Below are 16961 nucleotides of genomic sequence, written 5' to 3'. Positions count from 1 at the left end.
AGCAGCACAATCCCAGCAGCACGCCAGCCTATGCGCGCGAGACCTATCGTCAATCCTTAGCGGTACCGTGCAAATGGCGCGAGCGCATTGAACTCCGCACCGAACTGCGCGGCAAAGACATCGCCAGCCAATGCCCACAAGAACAAGAGAGCTTTGTTGATGTGTTGCTAGACATCGCGAACAGCGATGAATTTGGATGACCCGCCTCACGCAAATGCACCCCGCCCAACAGGCTGGCATCTTGTGCAATGATCCGCAATTTCAAAAGTTCGCAGCCATCCGCAGCGGCTTGCCTGGCACTCAATTCTGCGCCAGCGCCTCGGCTCAATATCTACGCGAGGCGTGCAATATCGCCAGCCGCCGTGAGCTCAACACAGATGCGGCGGCCCAAACGAAATTCGCAGCCTTGCGCACAACATTCGACGCCTGGGCCGGACGTATCGCAGCCCCAAATTCCTGAAAGGATCACCCCAGTGATGACCAAGCACAGCACACCGCCCGAAGCCGCCCCAATCCCTGAGCGCCACGACCCCTACAAGATGCGCACGCTTGAGCAGATCTTAGCGCTGTTCAATGGCGGTGAGTTCCTATCCGAAGTGATGGAGGGGCACAAAACGCTCATGCAAGACTTGCTTGAGCACAATGATCTGCACGGCTCCAAAGGCTGCGCCGGCACCATGACCCTTCAGCTTAAATACGCAGTCGGCAACGCTGGCGATGTTGGCATGGGCGCGACGGTTACTTTTGCGCCGCCCAAAAAACCACCGAGCTCTGCGGGCGCCTACATCAACGATGCGGGCGAGCTCACACTCTACAGCCCGATGATGGCGCGGATGAACACTCCGCTGCGCGACATCTCTGATCACGATCCCGAAACAGGCGAAATCCGCGACATCGACTGAACGCGTTTAGACATTTTACCCCCACAGAAAGGCAAGCCATGCTAAATCTCACCCCTCTCTCAAACGACAATCCGGCCCAAACCATGCGTGATACAATGCTGGAGCTTGGCAAACATGACGCCATCGCCCTGCCAGACGGCATGGATCTGACCAAGCCGTTTCTGATCACGGTACCAGACAAGCGTAAGGTCGAGGATCTCACGCACAAATACCTATCCGCAGCGCAGCACCTAAAACCAACCCAGCGCAAAGGCACAGCGCGTCTTAAAGACTTGGAAAGTCTCATCGCCTGGGCCAACCGTTTCAAGGGCGACAGCTCAGTCTTGTTCGCCAATCCCGTTATGGAAAATCCGTCTTTGACCTGCATTGCCGATTATCACGATGAAGGCCCAGCAGACCCGACAAACTCACTCGGCGATCCGAGCGCGCGTCACGGTCATCATCGTGGGGTCTATGATTTTCCCCTGTCTGAGGATTGGAAAGCATGGATGGCGGTGTCTGACACGCCGCTCGAAAAAGACGACATGGGCGAGTTTATTGAGACGCAGGCCAAGAATATCATGGACCCAACGCCCGCGATCATTGCCGGCGTACAGGATGATAAAAACGACGATTGGGAAAATCGCCTGATTGAAACCGCCTGCAAGATTGAAGGGCGATACGGCCAGCTCACGCAGCTGCTGCAAATGTCCAAACAGTTTCTGGTCAATGAAACCAGCGACCTCAAACTAACCACCAACCGCGACACCGGCGAAGCGGAAATGAAGTTCATCAATGAGCACAAAGGCCTCAACGGTCAGCCGCTGAACCTGCCAAACCTGATCATCATTGCCATCCCAGTGTTTCTAAATGGCCCGCTGTACCGCATGCCCGTGCGCTTTCGCTACCGCAAGTCTGGCGGTCAGGTGAAGTTCATCCTGTCGATCTACAACCCCGAGAAAGCCTTCGAGGCGTCATTCGATGAGTCCCTCGACCTCGCCGTCGCGCACACCGACCTGCCGCTTTTTAAAGGCACGCCAGAAGCGTGATCTCTTTTTCTGGACCTTGGAAACAGGGTCCAGCGATGGACGTCACAAAACGAAGTTCGAAAGCAGACAATTTTGGAGAACGGTCATGAGTAAAACATTACAGCGCATTGCCCGCCCCGGCTTGCACTCTCAAAAACCAGCATCGCCATCAGGCAATCGCGCCGGCATCGATGTAAAAACAGTCCAGCAAGTGTTCGCGACAGGCAACAGCAGCGCAGCCGGAAAAGCACCGATTACAATCGCCAAAGCACCATGGGAGTGAGAGAAATGATCCGCGTTGAGTTTTTCACAGTCGATCAGGTTGCGAAAATGGCGCAAGTGAGTCGCGCCACGATATACCGCATGATCGCAAAGAATGAGATCAAGCCAACGAAGTTTGGCAACGCCACGCGGATTCACCGCGACCAGATCGACAGGCAATCAACAGAGAAAGAATAGGAAAGAAGTGATGAGAGAATTGGGAGTATACGAAGTCGCTGTGCGACGGATACAAACCAGGGGTGCTTTTTCTCAAAGATTACGGCGAAGACATGTGCGCCAACATGTGGATTATGGACCTTGAATATGATCCGATACGGATATCATTCGGGGGCGAAGGTAATGCCACCATTCACTTTGGCGGGCACAAGTTAAACTTACTCAAGACCAACTGGATTTCATTGCCACCGAACTGGAGGATGGGTGCCTTATGACAAAAAAACACTACAAACAGCACCCTGAGTGATGCCACAAGTGCAATCATATTCGGGGGTTAATTCAGGGGTTGAGATTTAAATGTTTTTGTAAGCACCTGATTTATATACACTTCAGGTGTTGTATTGGTGCGGTCGAGAAGACTCGAACTTCCACGGGTGTTACCCCACAGCGACCTCAACGCTGCGCGTCTACCAATTCCGCCACGACCGCACTGTCTTGACTTGGTGGAGGCTATCTAACGAAGGCGCATGGGGATGGAAAGGGCAAAAGTGCTATTTGCACAAAAAAAATAGCCCATACAACCAGCTACTATTATTGTGGCATTTAGGCATTTAATTTTTGGGATGAATCCCAAGATTGCCAAATGATACAATGAAATAAATGCCCATCACACTGATCCACACATAGCCCCATTTCTGGTGCAAGCCTTTGCTGCCCACACACCACAACACAAGCCAGATAAAAACGAGCAATTTCACAACCGCGGCAATGTTGGCTTGAATGGCCCATGAGGCTTTGAGATAAGGCTTAAGTGCGAAAGCACCAGTCAAAACCTCGGATAGGCGTGACATTCTCGTGTCACGCACTTATGTGCCTATACTTAAGGAGGCAGGGTTTGTTCCCTGAATGTCGATGGTTGAATGGAAAATCTCAAGCGGTCTAACCGACTACGACACAGCGCTTGCTGTGATGGAAGCGCGTGCAAATGATATTGCGCGCGGCACGGCAGACGAACTGATTTGGCTGGTCGAACACCCGCCCCTTTACACCGCTGGCACTTCGGCAAAAATCGCAGACCTTGTGCAACCTGACCGCTTTCCTGTCTACAATACCCGACGCGGTGGGCAATACACCTACCACGGCCCCGGACAGCGCGTGGCCTATGCGATGCTGGATTTGAACAAACGCGGCAAAGATGTGCGCAAGTTTGTGCAAGACATGGAACATTGGGTGATTGCCGCTTTGGCCGAGTTCAATGTCAAAGGTGAAATTCGCGAAGGCCGTGTCGGCGTTTGGGTCGAACGAGATGACAAACCGCTGACTGTGACGGGGCAAAAACCCGAAGACAAAATCGCAGCCATTGGATTGCGTATTCGCAAATGGGTGTCGTTTCATGGTCTGTCGATCAATGTCGAACCTGATCTAAGCCATTTTGACGGTATCGTGCCGTGCGGCATCACCGATCACGGCGTGACCTCTTTGGTGGATTTGGGGCTGCCCGTCGGCATGGATGATGTGGATACAGCACTGCGACGCGGGTTTGAGGACGTGTTTGGCGCGATCTAAACCAAGCTTGATGCCCCCTCTCCCAACACCCTGCGACAATCGCGAACTCGTATCTTAAGATTCAAGCGCTATTGTTATCTGCAGATGAAACGACTCACGTTGGAGATATCCATGACCAAGTTTTTTGCTCTCACTGCGGCCGCGCTTTTGGCGACATCTTCTGCTTATGCAGGCGACGCCGACGCTGGTGAAAAAGATTTCAAAAGATGTAAAGCCTGTCACACAATCTCAAATGGCGACGAGGTGATCTTTAAGGGCGGCAAAACAGGTCCAAATTTATATGGCGTGGTTGGCCGCACGGCTGGCACACAAGCCGACTTTACAAAATACGGTGATGATCTCGTCGCCGCAGGTGCTGCTGGCCTTGTCTGGACGCAAGAGTTGCTGGTTGACTATGTGAAAGACCCAAAAGGTTTTTTAAGCGCACAGCTTGATACATCCGCCAAGTCGAAAATGTCGTTTAAAATGAAGGACGGCGAAGATGTTGCGGCGTATTTGGCCTCGGTCGGTCCCGCAGTCGTAGAAATGCCAGCGGATGACGCTGCACCAGCTGAGTAAACGGTCGGTTTGAACAAAAAGACAAACCAAAAAACACAAGATACCGTTCCTTTGGGGCGGTGTTTTGCGCTTAAGGCCCAGTCATAGGATCCCCGATCTAATTATGCTTGCAAGCACACAGGCAAAAGCCCACTTCAAATCGGCAACACAACCACCAATCCGGTACAAACGGCATCATTTCAACCTAGGTGAGACATTTTTTCACGCTGTGAGGCGCGTTGACACATTGCCCCAGCGAAATATTGCCTTTAAGACCATTACCAATTCCGTGTGGTGACTCACTCTGGTTGTCAAACGGCGAAACGCATCAAATACGCATAAAATCGGGAGGACCGCATGGCGGACGCAGCCATTCACGGCCACGAACATGAAGACAACCGCGACTTCTTTACGCGCTGGTTCATGTCAACGAACCACAAGGATATCGGCATCCTTTACCTCTTCACCGCTGCGGTGGTGGGGCTTATTTCAGTCGCCCTGACAGTTTACATGCGCCTTGAGCTCATGGAACCAGGCGTACAATTCATGTGTCTCGACGAGGCCGGCAACGCAGCCGCGCGCTTGATCGGGGGCTTTGGCGCAGAAGAATGTACGCCAAACGGGCACCTCTGGAACGTCATGATCACCTACCACGGTGTTTTGATGATGTTCTTTGTGGTTATCCCAGCGCTCTTTGGCGGCTTCGGCAACTACTTTATGCCACTGCAAATTGGCGCGCCGGATATGGCATTCCCACGTTTGAACAACCTCTCATACTGGATGTATGTCTGTGGTGTGGCCTTGGGCGTCGCGTCCTTGTTCGCGCCGGGCGGCAATGGCCAAGCTGGTTCTGGCGTTGGCTGGGTTCTTTACCCGCCATTGTCCACCTCTGAAGCAGGCTACTCCATGGATCTTGCGATCTTTGCGGTCCACGTTTCTGGTGCCTCATCCATCCTTGGCGCGATCAACATGATCACGACATTCATGAACATGCGCACACCGGGTATGACATTGTTCAAGGTTCCACTGTTTGCATGGTCGATCTTTGTAACGTCTTGGTTGATCCTTTTGTCTTTGCCAGTTTTGGCGGGCGCGATCACTATGTTGCTGACAGACCGTAACTTTGGCACCTCGTTCTTCCAACCTGGTGGCGGCGGCGATCCGATTTTGTACCAACACATCCTGTGGTTCTTCGGACACCCAGAAGTGTACATCATCATTTTGCCCGGCTTTGGCATCATCTCTCACATCATCGCGACCTTCTCGCGCAAACCTATCTTTGGCTACCTGCCAATGGTTTGGGCGTTGATCGCGATCGGTGGGCTTGGCTTTGTTGTGTGGGCACACCACATGTACACGGTCGGTATGTCACTCAGCCAACAAACCTACTTTATGATGGCAACCATGGTCATCGCTGTTCCAACTGGGGTGAAAATCTTTTCTTGGATCGCGACGATGTGGGGCGGTTCTATCGAATTCAAAGCGCCTATGGTTTGGGCATTCGGGTTCTTGTTCCTCTTCACAGTTGGCGGCGTGACAGGCATCGTCTTGTCCCAAGCTGGCGTGGACCGTGCCTACCATGACACATACTACGTTGTGGCACACTTCCACTACGTGATGTCCTTGGGCGCGATCTTTGCGATCTTTGCCGGCATCTACTTTTACTTCGGTAAAATGTCTGGTCGTCACTACCCAGAATGGGCTGCGCATCTGCACTTTTGGATGATGTTTATCGGCGCAAACTTGACCTTCTTCCCACAACACTTCTTGGGTCGCCAAGGTATGCCGCGTCGCTACATCGACTACCCAGAAGCTTTCGCGATGTGGAACAAAGTGTCTTCCTATGGGGCTTTCTTGTCCTTCGCATCCTTCTTGTTCTTCATCGGTATCGTGATCTACTCTCTCAAATGGGGCAAACGCGTCACCGAGAACAACTACTGGAACGAATACGCAGACACTCTCGAATGGACGCTACCGTGCCCACCACCAGAACACACATTCGAAATTCTGCCAAAACAAGAAGATTGGGACAAAGGCCACGCGCACTAATCCCACTCTGATCTAAACAAAAGAAGGCCCCGCAATTCAACTGCGGGGCCTTTTGCTTTAGGACAACCAAACCACACCATCTGGCTTGGTTGTTATTCGTGATCTGCCTCGCAGTTTGCATGATCACTTAAACTGGCCAACACATAACATTCCGCAGCAACCCCCTGCCCGTCACAGCCCTGAGAAATGCGGGTCAACTCAACTTCAAGCCGTTGCAGCCGAGCAATCTTGTCTTGCACCTCTTGGCGCTGCGCCCGCGCCAATGCGCCAGCCGCAGCACATGATCTGTCAGGGTGCTCTTGCAACGCGATCAAACTGGATATGCCTGCCAGCGAGAACCCAAGCTGACGCGCATGTTTCACAAAAGCCAGTCGTTCAAGATCACTGTCGCGATATCGCCGTTGATTGCCCGCGCTGCGTTCCGCTTCTTTCAAGATGCCTATTTCTTCGTAATAGCGAATGGTCGGGACTTTGACGCCTGAGCGCTGGGATAACATTCCAATGGAAAGCATAAAAACCTCTTGAACCTCTAGTCACTAGAGACATTAGTTAGAATGCAGACAAAAGAAAAGGACGACTCACATGTCTGCATGTTGCGACCACACCGCTAAATTTGATGGGCTTTCAGCCGACTACAAACGCCGCCTTTGGGCCGTTGTTGCAATCAATGCCGTGATGTTTGGCGTGGAAATGAGCGCGGGTAAAGCCGCTGGATCGCAAGCCTTGCAAGCCGATGCGTTGGATTTCATGGCCGATGCAGCCACCTATGGTCTCTCATTGGCGGTTATCGGATCGACCTTGCGCATCCGTGCCTACGCGGCACTTGTCAAAGGGGTCAGCCTTTTGTTCATGGGGCTTTGGGTGTTTGGCGCTACCGCCTATCAGTTTCTATTTCTCGAAGTACCAACCGCCCCGTTGATGGGGGGTATTGGATTTCTCGCCCTCGCCGCCAATCTGATCAGCGTTATGCTTTTGGCGAAATACAAAGATGGCGACGCCAATGTGCGATCCGTATGGCTGTGTTCGCGCAATGATGCCATCGGCAATATCGCTGTGATGCTCGCCGCTATTGCCGTTTGGGTGACCAGTACCGCGTGGCCAGATTTGATTGTCGCGCTTTTGATGGCGGGGTTATTTTTGTCCTCGGCATGGCAAATTCTCAAGCAATCTTGGACAGAAATAAGCGATACCAAAACACCGCATGCGCCACATTGATCCACGAGGCCTCGCGTAAATTGCGGGGCCTTTTCATGTGCGTCTAGACTCTCTTTAATGTGTGTAAAAAATCTGCACCAAACCACTGGGCGCAGACATCAGACATTGCGCCATCCTAAACCAACCGTAATGTAGCGAAAATGGCCACAGATATGACACAACTTCCAGCCAAGATCCCTGAACTTGCCATCTCAAATTGGCACACGCAAAATTGCCTGCGACCCTAAGCCTCTTTGACCAAAGCTCTGTGCAAGCTAGGCTCACTGAAACACCACTTCAAACGATTAAGCCCGCACCATATGCCTTATCAATGGTCCCCTGATCACCGCACACTTACGCGCCCTGTGTCACAAACCTCGGCTGAGCCAATCTTGCGCCTGGATGTTTGGCCGCACAGATCCATGCCCAACACAGGTTTTAAAACTGCAATCTGGGTGATGTTCATCGCAGGGTGTCTGCCCGTGGTTGCCTTTATCGGAACCGCTGCATTTTGGGTGCTCTTGGCGTGTCTCTTGCTTACACTGGCCGCTCTTTGGACCGCCCTGCGCCGCTCAGATCGGCCACATCTACGAGAACAAATCTTGATTTGGCCAAATCAAATGGCATTGTCCCACTGGACAGCCAAAGGAGAACTGAAAACATGGGAGGCCAACCCCTATTGGGTTAAAATCCACATGCGCGCAGGCGGCGGACCTGTGGAGCACTATTTGACACTGCAAAGCAGCGCCACGGACACCGGGCGTGCGGTGGAGCTTGGGCGTTTTTTATCTCCAGAGGAACGCCAAGCCTTGCGCAACGATCTTGCATTTGTATTGAGCCAGCTCAGAGCAGGGTGATTAACAGCCCGCCACCAAGCTAAGCCGCGTCAGATCGTAACGATGGTATCGATGGCATCAAAGCCATTTCTTGTAATTCTGCCTCGGTCAAATATTCAAACAATTGCTGTGAAAAGCTATCCAACCCATGCATATTTGCAGCGTTTTGTTTTGCCCAATAGGCCCGCTCAGCGGCACTGCGTCGTTCACCACTTTGCGGTGTGGCGCGTGATGTCGTGAAATGTGTCACGTGTTTTGTCATATAATCCTCCCTTTAAACAGCAGGCAGTTGTTTTGACCGCCTGCTGCGCAAGAGAGTGGCTCAGATGCCTTAACAAAACGCAAACTCCGCTTTTGGGCAACCTAGAAAGCCGGCAAACGAAAAGGCCACCGATTTCTCGGCAGCCTTTATAATTTGCGAAAAACCGCTAAAACGTCTGAAAATCGGTCAATTAAGCCAATTTTTCTTTCACGCGTGGACCAACAGCACCGAAATCAATCTGGCCTGTGTATTTGCTTTTCAACGCGCCCATAACTTTGCCCATATCGCGAATTGATTCTGCCCCAGAGGCCGAAATCGCATCATCGATGGCTTTGGAAACTTCATCGTCGTTCAATTGGCGCGGCAAAAAATCACCGATAACGATGATTTCAGCGCGTTCTTTTTCAGCCATTTCAAGGCGGCCACCTTCGTCAAAAGCACGGGCGCTTTCTTTGCGCTGCTTTACCATTTTTTCAAGAATACCAAGGACATCGGCGTCAGAAACCCCAGCATCATCGCCTTCACCACGCAGGGCAATATCGCGATCTTTAATCGCAGCGCTGATCAATCGAAGTGTCGACAAGCGCGGTGCATCTTTGTCTTTCATTGCCGCTTTCAACGCAGCACTGATACGTGTTCGAATATCCATTCGTGTCTCATCCCCTGAGCCATTGCAAGCCCCGACCCTACCCAAAAACACGGCATTTAACAACATCTTAACCCACCCGCTAACCTATTGAAAAACATACAAAACAGAAACTTATGCGAAAAACACAACACGCGCTTGACGCCCCTGCCCGCTTTCCCTAGTTTCCCGACAATTTTGGGCCTTTTATAGGGAGTCGAGTCATGTCCACTACTCAATCGACTGCGAAACCGACAGCTTGCCTTGTGCTTGCGGACGGCACAGTTTTCTACGGCAATGGTTTCGGGGCCACAGGCACCACCACCGCCGAACTGTGCTTCAACACGGCGATGACAGGCTACCAAGAAATTATGACTGACCCGTCCTACGCAGGTCAGGTTGTCACGTTCACCTTCCCTCATATCGGCAACACCGGTGTGAACGCAGAAGATGACGAAACAGCCGATCCCGTTGCGGCAGGTATGATCGTCAAATGGGACCCTACAGATCCCTCCAACTGGCGCACACAAGAAGAGCTAGGACCGTGGCTTGCCAAACGCGGACGCATTGGCATGGGGGGTATCGACACACGCCGCTTGACCCGCGCAATCCGCCAACAAGGCGCGCCGCATGTGGCCATTTCACATGACCCAGAAGGCAACTTTGACATCGAAGCTCTGGTCAAAATGGCTCGTGAGTTCCCCGGTCTTGAAGGCACAGATTTGGCCAAAGATGTTACCTGCGCGCAATCTTATGTTTGGAACGAAATGCGGTGGGCGTGGCCAGACGGTTACCCCAAACGCGACACCAAAGGTTTTAAAGTCGTTGCCATCGATTTCGGTGCGAAACGCAATATCTTGCGCTGCTTGGCCTCGGCTGGCTGCGACGTGACGGTTTTGCCCGCGTCAGCAACGGCAGAAGACGTGCTTGCACACAGCCCAGATGGCGTCTTTTTGTCAAACGGCCCCGGTGATCCTGCGGCAACAGGCGTATACGCCGTGCCGATGATCAAGGGCGTTTTGGCCGCTGATCTGCCTGTATTTGGTATCTGCCTTGGGCACCAAATGCTCGCCTTGGCGCTTGGCGCAAAAACGATCAAAATGAACCACGGGCACCACGGCGCCAACCACCCTGTGAAAGACAAAGACACGGGCAAAGTTGAAATTACGTCAATGAACCACGGGTTTGCTGTCGATGCGCAATCTTTGCCAGCAGGTGTTGTTGAAACGCATGTATCGCTATTTGACGGGTCAAACTGTGGGATCAAAGTGACTGGGAAACCAGTATTTTCAGTGCAATACCACCCAGAGGCCTCGCCTGGTCCGATGGACAGCTATTACCTGTTTGAACGCTTTGCCGAGGCCATGACCGCGCGCACCCCAGCCTAAGATTTCAAGACATTACAAAAAGCCGGCCGTGAATGGGTCGGCTTTTTTGTTAGAACTTTATCGATCCCCATAAATACCACGGCTTATTGCCACCAGCCCTCCCCAATTCTAGGGAGCAATTAACGCGCCATTAACCAACTCAGGTCATCATACTTTAGGGCAAAATCTGCCCCAAATGGGATCACGAGTGAACATGGCGCAGTTGCGGCACGGCATTTTTAAAACACCCGCGCTGGGACAGTTGAGCACCGTGGTGACTGAACCATCCAAGGCTGTCTATAAGCTGCGATCGTCAGAACAAATTCACAGCCCCCCCCCCATCCGATCTCAAAAAACTGCGCCATGTGCAAAGGCACAGAACGCCGATCGGCCAAATATTGGTCGACATCGGCGCGCTCGCGCCACAAGATTTGGTGCGCGCCACGGCAATGCGCCAGCGCCAAGACGCGCGAATTGGTGACATTTTACTGGCACATGGGATGGTTGAAGAAACCACCTTGTATGCTGCCTTGGCCAAGCAATACGAGGCCGAGGTTGCAGATTTCACGGCCCACCGTGCAGATGTACGTTTGATTGATGCTTTGGGGGCGGATGAATGTTTGCGCAAGGGGCTTTTGCCTTGGCGACGCGTGGGATCGACCGTGCTGATCGCATCATGTCGCCCCGAACAATTCGAAGAGTTGCGCCCGCATCTGACTGCGCTTTTTGGCCCTGTGCGCATGGCTGTGGTTTCTGAAACCACGCTCCATGATGCGTTATTGCGGTCACGCCAACGCAAGCTTGCACAGGCGGCAGAAACCCGTGTCGCAGCCCATGAAAGTTGCCGCGAACTTGATATCACACGTTTGATGCGCATCCTGTCTGCGATCGGATTCACAGCCATAGCTGCAACACTTGCTTTTCCGCGAGTGATGTTTTTGATCTTGGTGTGCTGGGCCATTATGATTTTAGTCGTCACATCGGCCCTAAAACTGGCTGCGGCTTTTGCCCAAGCCCGCGTGTCACAGCGCAGACAGTCAACATTTAGCACGGGGCGCAGTGCCCAAAGGTTGCCAACGGTGTCTGTCATGGTGCCGCTGTTTCATGAGCGTGAAATCGCGGGGCGTTTGGTCAAACGCTTGTCAAAACTTACCTATCCGCGTGAGCTTTTGGACATCTGTTTGGTCGTGGAAGAAGACGACACAATCACCCAAGAGGCAGTCACCCAAACGGATCTGCCGCGTTGGATGCGGATGATTGTGGTGCCGCGAGGCGGTGTGACAACAAAGCCGCGCGCGTTGAACTTTGCGCTCGATTTTTGTCGTGGCTCGATCATCGGCATCTATGACGCCGAAGATGCGCCGGAACCGCAACAAATTCATAAAGTCGCACACCATTTTGCTCAAGCCGCCCCAGATGTGGCCTGTGTGCAGGGCATTTTGGACTTTTACAACGCCCGCACCAATTGGTTGGCGCGGTGCTTTACTGTTGAATATGCGTCATGGTTTCGCATCATTTTACCGGGGTATGAACGCCTGGGTTTGGTGGTGCCTTTGGGTGGGACAACATTGTTCTTTCGCCGGCAAGCCATCGAAAAATTGGGTGGCTGGGATGCGCATAATGTCACTGAGGACGCGGATTTGGGCATCCGTCTGGCTCGCCACGGATACCGCACAGAATTGATCCGCACGGTGACAGACGAAGAGGCCAATTGTCGGTTTTGGCCATGGGTCAAACAGCGGTCTCGCTGGCTCAAAGGCTATGCAATGACGTGGGCCATGCACATGCGCAATCCACGCAAACTTTTGGCTGATCTGGGTTGGTGGAAGTTTTTTGGCGTGCAGGTTTTATTCTTTGGCACCCTATCAAATTTTGTCTTGGCCCCGCTTTTGTGGTCGTTTTGGGCCATGCCACTTGGCTTTCACCACCCGTTGCAAGATATTGTTCCCAATGGGACATTCATAGCATTGGGCAGCCTGTTTTTGATGTCCGAAGTGATCACAGTGGCCATCGGTATGTTGGCTACATCGACTCCAAAGCACAAAGGTATGTGGAAGTGGGTGCCAACGTTGCACTTTTACTACCCACTGGGCACGCTTGCTGCGATCAAAGGCCTGTGGGAAGTCGTGACGCGGCCCAATTATTGGGACAAAACTGCACATGGGTTGCATGATTTCGAGGCCGACACCGACACGCCGGTACAAATTGCCCTCGAAACCAAATCGTTGGATGATCTGTTAAATCCAAACGCAATAAAAAAAGCGCCCGCGCATGAGGTTAAGAATGCACCAACCGAAACATCACAGTCATTTTTCTCACCCAAAACGCCCAGCGCAAATGTGACAAACTTGGAGGATGCGATCCCCAAGATACCTTTATCTTTTGGAAAAAGTACGCGCGTGGCACGCCCTTATCAGTTAAGCGCAAACGACTGCGTACATGTGCCCGAATGCAAGCAAGCTGTGGGATTTGCAGAATCTCCAACGGTCTTTGAACACGCGCCCAATACACATGCCTTAATCGTCCAGCGTATAGGAAAGAGACGGGTGACGTTCGGATTGAATTTACCGGATCATGTCATAGAAAAAGAGCCGAAACCACGACTTTGTACCAATGCAAAACAGGACACATATCTCGACACGTCACGATTACAGCCCGCGCCAAAACCCGATGTAGATGCTGTCAAAGATGCGGGTATCGACATCAACGCGCACAGGTCCCAGATATCACCAGACATGACATTGACCGCAGCCTTTTCGACAGTCCCTGACTGGTTACCGCGTTCGTCACGTCACAAACACAGGCGCATCAAAAGTGTCGATACTTATGTGGCGCACCGCAGTGAGAACAAACCTTAACGGTCTGTTTCTGCGTCAATTTTAAGTCGTGTCACAAACGCTTTTGAGATATGGTTACTCAAGGCTTTATGCGCTGCATTCCCATCACCCGCTTCAATCGCAGTCACGATTTGATTGTGTTCATCGATGGCTTCTTCGCCACGCCCCTCTGCGGCCAAAGATGTTGTTGCCAACAGCGCCATAGAGCGATGAACCAAATCCAACTGCTTGACCAGATAGCGATTGTGCGATGCCAAATGAATTTGCTTGTGAAACCGTCTGTTAGCCCGCGACAAAGCATCTGGATCATCAATCAATGCGCGATCTTCGGTGACCATATCACGCAGCACACGGATTTCTTCGGGCGTGGCATGACGCGCTGCAAGACGCGCGGCAAGACCTTCGAGTTCGGTGCGCACCACATACAGATCGGCCATTTGGTTGTGATCCAAAGACGCGACAATCAAGGACCGCCCATCACGCGTCAGCATCGATTGAGTTTCCAACCGTTGAAGCGCTTCGCGAATGGGAGTGCGCGAAACACCGAACCGTTCGGCCAGCTCACTTTCAACCAAGCGATCACCCGGACGATAGATGCCTGTGTCGATGGCTTCCAAAATCAGGCTATAGGCATCTTTTTGTCCAGAGGTCTGCCCAGACAAGGGATTGCTGGTATGACTTATGCGTGCGTCTTTCATCGGTATCCCTCTTTCGTGCTGAGCGACCATAAACGGGCCTTTCCCCAACGTTCAAGCGTTAACACGCCCCGCACAAGGCTTGCACGTCGCAAAAGCGCGCCGTATCAAGACCTCATGGTGCAAAAACAGTTTTCTCACGTCAAATCGTGGATCTTTGATCTCGACAATACGCTTTATCCACCCGAAACCTCGCTGTTCCCTCAAATCGAGGTGCGGATGACGGATTGGGTTGCGGATGAATTGGGCGTTTCCAAAGATGATGCAAGCGCATTGCGCAACAAATATTGGCTTGAACATGGCACCACTTTGTCGGGCATGATGCGGCTGCATGGCACCGATCCTTTGCCATATTTGACCTATGTCCACGACATCGATTTTTCCGTGTTGGCCCCTGATCCTGCGCTGCGCGATGCGATTGGGGCGTTGGATGGACGCAAAATTGTCTTCACCAACGGCTCGGCCCCCTATGCGCAGCAAGTACTGATCGCGCGCGGACTCTCAGGTTTGTTTGATGCAGTCTACGGTATTGAACACGCTGGGTTTCACCCAAAACCAAGCGCGCAAGCCTATGCTGAAATTCTAACGCAAGACAACATGCACGCCCGTGAGGCTGCGATGTTTGAAGATGACCCACGCAACTTGGAAGTCCCGCATCAATTGGGAATGAAAACCGTCCATGTCGCCCCGCAAAAGGATGCCCACACCGCGCCCTATGTGCAGCATCATACAGACGACTTAACCGGATTTTTGCAAAAGCTGTCTAGGTAACGGCATAAGTTTGGCGTGCACTAATGCCCTTGCGCACATTAAATGCTACGTTTCATCTGCGCACGTATGACGCAATTCTTGCCTGCGTGCGTATGACGCAACTCTTGCCTGCGCGCGTATGACGCGCGACACCCCGTCATCCTGACCCACCCCCGTGCCAAGGCCTAGACAAATGCCAAAAGCACACCTCGTAAGGAACCGCACATGCACACTCCGACCCTCCAAGACAATACACATCTGCCTGACACCGATCATGACGAGACTGGCATCGCCACACCGCGGCAAGTTTTGATAACTCTTGTGGTCATCGTACTGTTTGCCGTGATCGTTGGTACAGGCGTGGCGTTTTTTGGATTAAAGGTGCTGGGCCTCACAGCGCTCGCGACCGTGCCCCTTGTGTATGTGATTTTGGTACTGCTCACTGTTGGTAAATAAACGCAGATTGTCCGCACCCTGAGACAGGCTGACGCTTGGACAAACTTGGGTTTTGCGCCTATCACTGCGGGAAATACACCGCGCTCTCAATCGCGGTAACAAAGGAGCTGCCACGTGACCCAACATGCCCCCACATCAGGCCGCACACACGTCGATATTCTCATCGTTGGTGGCGGCATTGCAGGTATGATTGCTGCGGCGGCCTTTGGGGCGTCTGGGTTTAAAACGCTGATGGTCGACCCCTATACGCCCGTGATTGAAGGCGACCAACTGGGGGCTGATTTGCGCTCCACCGCCTTTTTGCGCCCTGCCCGTGATTTGTTTCAAAAAATCGGTATTTGGGATGCTTTGGCCCCGCACGCAACACCACTTGATGGGCTGCGTATCGTCGATACTGTGGCAAGAAATGATGCACCGACTGTGCGCACGGAACGACAATTTGAAGGCCGAGAGACGGCGGATGAACCCTTTGGCTGGAATTTTCTCAACTGGCATATGCGTCGCGAATTGATGCGAATTTTGCCAAATGTTGCGCAAACAGAGACACGCTATGGCGTGGGATTTAAATCCATGCTGACCCGCACAAACTCTGCGATTGTCACACTGACGGATGGCACACAAGTTGAAGCCAAACTGGTGATCGGCGCAGATGGGCGCGCCTCAGCCGTGCGAGATGCGGCTGGGATCGGCACCTCGGTCACGCGCTATGGGCAAAAATCTTTGGCGTTCACAGCCAAGCACAGCCTGCCCCATGCCAATATTTCAACCGAAGTGTACCGCGAAGGCGGCCCTTTCACCATGGTGCCGCTGGCTGACATTGAGGGCCAACCGGCCTCTGCGATTGTTTGGATGAACAAAGGCCCCAAAGCGCTTGACCTTTTGCACATGGACACTGACGCCTTTAACGCAGAAATGACCGAACGCTCGGCGGGCCTATTGGGCAACATGCAACTGGCGTCTCAGCGTGGAATTTTCCCGATCATCACCCAAGTAGCAGACTGCCTAAGTGCCCAGCGCGTCGCATTGATTGCAGAAGCCGCCCATGTTTTGCCCCCCATCGGCGCACAGGGCCTGAATACATCGCTCAATGATTTGGCCGCACTTTTGGATCTGTGCGATGCCAATCCCGACGATCTGGGCAACACGCAAATGCTTGATGCCTATAGCCGTGCCCGCCACCGCGACATCACTGCACGCGCCAAAGTGGTCGATCTGTTCAACCGTGTTGTGCGCTCTGAAGATCATATTTTGCAATCCGTGCGTTTGCTGGGGCTGAAAGCAGTGCACGACATCAAACCAGTGCGCATGGGCGTGATGCGTGCTGGGCTAGGCCCGCTTTAGCGCGCGCCCAGACAGCAGATCGCCGGCGCTCAGAGCCAGTTAAGACCACGCATAGCCCTTGCCCCGCGCGCCATGCTATCTTAGAACGCGGATAAACCA

20 protein-coding genes, 1 tRNA gene and 1 pseudogene are annotated in these 16961 nt (G+C 52.7%); 16 read left to right on the top strand and 6 right to left on the bottom strand.

Annotation, left to right across the window (positions count from 1 at the left end):
• The 6 genes and pseudogenes from BM025_RS19160 to BM025_RS07665 form a co-directional block, all read left to right on the top strand.
• Positions 1 to 200, top strand: a pseudogene (locus tag BM025_RS19160) (hypothetical protein); the annotation flags it as partial.
• Positions 197 to 460 (top strand): hypothetical protein, encoded by a 264-nt coding sequence (locus BM025_RS07680; protein WP_085849203.1) that lies wholly within the window; start codon positions 197 to 199, stop codon positions 458 to 460. The pseudogene BM025_RS19160 and the gene BM025_RS07680, both read left to right, overlap by 4 nt.
• Before the next feature lie 16 nt (positions 461 to 476).
• Entirely contained in the window at positions 477 to 902 is a 426-nt protein-coding gene (locus tag BM025_RS07675; protein ID WP_085848992.1) for a hypothetical protein, read from the top strand.
• A 38-nt stretch (positions 903 to 940) separates the two neighbouring features.
• Complete coding sequence (locus BM025_RS07670) at positions 941 to 1930, top strand: DUF2303 family protein (protein WP_090875298.1); 990 nt, start codon at positions 941 to 943, stop codon at positions 1928 to 1930.
• Positions 1931 to 2015: 85 nt separating this feature from the next.
• Positions 2016 to 2192 (top strand): hypothetical protein, encoded by a 177-nt coding sequence (locus tag BM025_RS19155; protein WP_170842148.1) that lies wholly within the window; start codon positions 2016 to 2018, stop codon positions 2190 to 2192.
• A 5-nt stretch (positions 2193 to 2197) separates the two neighbouring features.
• A complete protein-coding gene (locus tag BM025_RS07665) occupies positions 2198 to 2368 on the top strand; it encodes a helix-turn-helix domain-containing protein (RefSeq protein WP_170842147.1) in 171 nt (56 codons plus the stop codon).
• 381 nt (positions 2369 to 2749) lie between these two features.
• Here BM025_RS07665 and BM025_RS07655 read toward each other — a convergent pair.
• Both BM025_RS07655 and BM025_RS07650 read right to left on the bottom strand, forming a co-directional pair.
• Positions 2750 to 2836 (bottom strand) — tRNA-Leu (locus BM025_RS07655).
• A 122-nt stretch (positions 2837 to 2958) separates the two neighbouring features.
• A complete protein-coding gene (locus BM025_RS07650; protein WP_085848996.1) occupies positions 2959 to 3198 on the bottom strand; it encodes a hypothetical protein in 240 nt (79 codons plus the stop codon).
• A gap of 61 nt (positions 3199 to 3259) precedes the next feature.
• Between BM025_RS07650 and lipB the strand changes: the two genes are divergently transcribed.
• The 3 genes from lipB to BM025_RS07635 all read left to right on the top strand — a co-directional run bounded on the left by lipB (position 3260) and on the right by BM025_RS07635 (position 6499).
• Positions 3260 to 3913 (top strand): lipoyl(octanoyl) transferase LipB, encoded by a 654-nt coding sequence (gene lipB, locus BM025_RS07645; protein ID WP_085848997.1) that lies wholly within the window; start codon positions 3260 to 3262, stop codon positions 3911 to 3913.
• A gap of 111 nt (positions 3914 to 4024) precedes the next feature.
• Positions 4025 to 4471 (top strand): c-type cytochrome, encoded by a 447-nt coding sequence (locus tag BM025_RS07640; protein ID WP_085848998.1) that lies wholly within the window; start codon positions 4025 to 4027, stop codon positions 4469 to 4471.
• A gap of 336 nt (positions 4472 to 4807) precedes the next feature.
• On the top strand, positions 4808 to 6499 hold the full coding sequence (locus BM025_RS07635; protein ID WP_085848999.1) for a cytochrome c oxidase subunit I: 1692 nt from the start codon (positions 4808 to 4810) through the stop codon (positions 6497 to 6499).
• A 92-nt stretch (positions 6500 to 6591) separates the two neighbouring features.
• Here BM025_RS07635 and BM025_RS07630 read toward each other — a convergent pair whose 3' ends face one another.
• On the bottom strand, positions 6592 to 7011 hold the full coding sequence (locus tag BM025_RS07630; protein ID WP_085849000.1) for a MerR family transcriptional regulator: 420 nt from the start codon (positions 7009 to 7011) through the stop codon (positions 6592 to 6594).
• A gap of 70 nt (positions 7012 to 7081) precedes the next feature.
• Here BM025_RS07630 and BM025_RS07625 point away from each other — a divergent pair, with 70 nt between their 5' ends.
• Complete coding sequence (locus BM025_RS07625) at positions 7082 to 7714, top strand: cation efflux transmembrane domain-containing protein (protein ID WP_085849001.1); 633 nt, start codon at positions 7082 to 7084, stop codon at positions 7712 to 7714.
• 299 nt (positions 7715 to 8013) lie between these two features.
• Positions 8014 to 8550: a DUF2244 domain-containing protein gene (locus BM025_RS07620; RefSeq protein ID WP_085849002.1), complete on the top strand. Its 537-nt coding sequence runs from the start codon at positions 8014 to 8016 to the stop codon at positions 8548 to 8550.
• A gap of 19 nt (positions 8551 to 8569) precedes the next feature.
• Here the strand turns inward: BM025_RS07620 and BM025_RS07615 are convergent, their stop codons facing one another.
• Positions 8570 to 8791 (bottom strand): hypothetical protein, encoded by a 222-nt coding sequence (locus tag BM025_RS07615; protein ID WP_085849003.1) that lies wholly within the window; start codon positions 8789 to 8791, stop codon positions 8570 to 8572.
• 190 nt (positions 8792 to 8981) lie between these two features.
• Positions 8982 to 9440, bottom strand: a complete 459-nt coding sequence (locus BM025_RS07610) for a GatB/YqeY domain-containing protein (protein ID WP_085849004.1) — start codon at positions 9438 to 9440, stop codon at positions 8982 to 8984.
• A 200-nt stretch (positions 9441 to 9640) separates the two neighbouring features.
• Here BM025_RS07610 and carA point away from each other — a divergent pair, with 200 nt between their 5' ends.
• Positions 9641 to 10804: a glutamine-hydrolyzing carbamoyl-phosphate synthase small subunit gene (carA, locus tag BM025_RS07605; protein WP_085849005.1), complete on the top strand. Its 1164-nt coding sequence runs from the start codon at positions 9641 to 9643 to the stop codon at positions 10802 to 10804.
• A gap of 344 nt (positions 10805 to 11148) precedes the next feature.
• Positions 11149 to 13641 carry a glycosyltransferase gene (locus BM025_RS07600; protein ID WP_244515540.1) on the top strand — a complete coding sequence of 831 codons (2493 nt, stop codon included), beginning with the start codon at positions 11149 to 11151 and terminating at the stop codon, positions 13639 to 13641.
• On the opposite strand, the gene BM025_RS07595 is transcribed toward BM025_RS07600, so the two are convergent.
• Entirely contained in the window at positions 13638 to 14318 is a 681-nt protein-coding gene (locus BM025_RS07595) for a GntR family transcriptional regulator (RefSeq protein ID WP_085849006.1), read from the bottom strand. The two genes, BM025_RS07600 and BM025_RS07595, sit on opposite strands and share 4 nt — an antisense overlap.
• A 114-nt stretch (positions 14319 to 14432) precedes the next feature.
• Here BM025_RS07595 and BM025_RS07590 point away from each other — a divergent pair, with 114 nt between their 5' ends.
• The 3 genes from BM025_RS07590 to BM025_RS07580 all read left to right on the top strand — a co-directional run bounded on the left by BM025_RS07590 (position 14433) and on the right by BM025_RS07580 (position 16862).
• Positions 14433 to 15086, top strand: coding sequence for a pyrimidine 5'-nucleotidase (locus BM025_RS07590; protein ID WP_085849205.1), 654 nt, complete (start codon positions 14433 to 14435; stop codon positions 15084 to 15086).
• Between the two features lie 204 nt (positions 15087 to 15290).
• Positions 15291 to 15521 (top strand): hypothetical protein, encoded by a 231-nt coding sequence (locus BM025_RS07585; RefSeq protein ID WP_085849007.1) that lies wholly within the window; start codon positions 15291 to 15293, stop codon positions 15519 to 15521.
• A 114-nt stretch (positions 15522 to 15635) separates the two neighbouring features.
• Positions 15636 to 16862 (top strand): FAD-dependent monooxygenase, encoded by a 1227-nt coding sequence (locus BM025_RS07580; protein WP_280139342.1) that lies wholly within the window; start codon positions 15636 to 15638, stop codon positions 16860 to 16862.
• The last annotated feature ends 99 nt before the right edge of the window (positions 16863 to 16961 follow it).

The organism is Pacificibacter marinus (assembly GCF_900109555.1).
GTDB classification, from domain to species: Bacteria; Pseudomonadota; Alphaproteobacteria; order Rhodobacterales; family Rhodobacteraceae; genus Celeribacter; species Celeribacter marinus_C.
This window is presented reverse-complemented; position numbering and strand designations above follow the sequence as displayed.